This is a genomic window from Nesterenkonia marinintestina (assembly GCF_025420485.1).
GTDB lineage: Bacteria > Actinomycetota > Actinomycetes > Actinomycetales > Micrococcaceae > Nesterenkonia > Nesterenkonia marinintestina.
The window spans coordinates 1-1299 of sequence record NZ_JAOEFD010000031.1 but is presented as its reverse complement, the minus strand read 5'-3'; the positions used below and the strand labels follow the sequence as shown (position 1 = coordinate 1299).

Annotated in this window: 1 protein-coding gene; it reads left to right on the top strand. The window is 63.0% G+C overall.

All coding sequences use genetic code 11. The annotated features are described in order from the left end of the window. Positions 1 to 56: 56 nt before the first annotated feature. Positions 57 to 1292: an IS30 family transposase gene (locus N7E59_RS11785; RefSeq protein WP_261625132.1), complete on the top strand. Its 1236-nt coding sequence runs from the start codon at positions 57 to 59 to the stop codon at positions 1290 to 1292. Positions 1293 to 1299: the final 7 nt, after the last annotated feature.

The following is a 1299-nucleotide window of genomic DNA, read 5'->3' as shown; positions in this document are numbered from 1 at the left end:
ATGGGTGGTTTCTAGGTGCTAGTGCAACGGGTCGCTGATCGGGTGGGAGTTCTCTGATGGGTGGTTCACCGGAGTATCCGTGGGTTGTGAAGAAGCAGGTGTTCGTCCGGTTGGTCCGGGGAGAGCCGGCGAATCGGCTGGCGATCGAGTATGGGTTGGCTAATCGCACGATTCAGCGGTGGTGTCTGTGGGCGGGTCTGGAGTTCCGTCGGGGATATCACGGGGGTCTTTCTACGGTGGTGGATATGGAATCCACCACGAAACCAGGGGCCCGGTATCACCGGCTGAGCGTTGGTGATCGGGCATTCATCGAGGCGGGGCTCTCGATGGACCCACCGATGGGAGTACGGCAGATCGCGGCCCGGTTGCAGGTCGCGGCCTCGACGGTCTCTCGTGAGATCGCCAGGGGCTCGACCCGTATCTCTGCTGCGCAGAAGCGGTACTGCGCGGAGCTGGCTCAGCACCAGACGATGAGGATCCGACGGCGTCCGCGGGCGAGGAAGCTGGATGAACCTCGATTACGGGGCCATGTGATCCGGCGACTGAATCGAGGGTTCTCTCCTGAACAGGTCGCTGGAGATCTGCGACGATGTTTCCCTGCGCGGAAGGAGATGCAGATCTCGCACGAGACGATCTACCAGGGGCTCTATGTTCAGGGGCGGGGTGCGCTGGCTCAGGAGCTGAAGGTCGAGAAAGCCCTGCGCTCCGGTCGGACCCACCGGGTGCCGGCCTCGAAGCTGCCTGCTCGGAGCAAGAGGCCCTGGGTCGAGGGGGCACGGCTGGTGGATCGTCCTGCGGAGGTCACCGACCGGGCAGTGCCTGGTCATTGGGAAGGTGACCTGGTCGTAGGCCCGCAGCGCTCGGGGCTGGTGACCCTGGTCGAGCGCAGTACCCGCTTCGCACTGATCGGCAGACTGCCCGGGACCAAGGACTCCACCACGGTGATCGAGGTCCTCACCAGGCTGATCCAGGACCTGCCCGAGCAGATGCGTCAGACCCTGACCTGGGACCAGGGCCCGGAGATGGCGCTGCATCCTCGATTCACCCTGGCCACCGGGTGCAAGGTGTTCTTCTGCGATCCTCACTCGCCCTGGCAGCGAGGTGCCAATGAGAACCTCAACCGGCTCATCCGAGACTTCTACCCCAAAGGCACCGACTTCAATACCATCACCGATGAACACATCGGACAGATGCAGCTGCTGCTCAACACCCGGCCCCGCAAGACCCTAGACTTCCAGACACCAATCGAAGCGCTGAACAAGAAAATCCGAGCCGTTGCACTGACACCCTGAACCCACC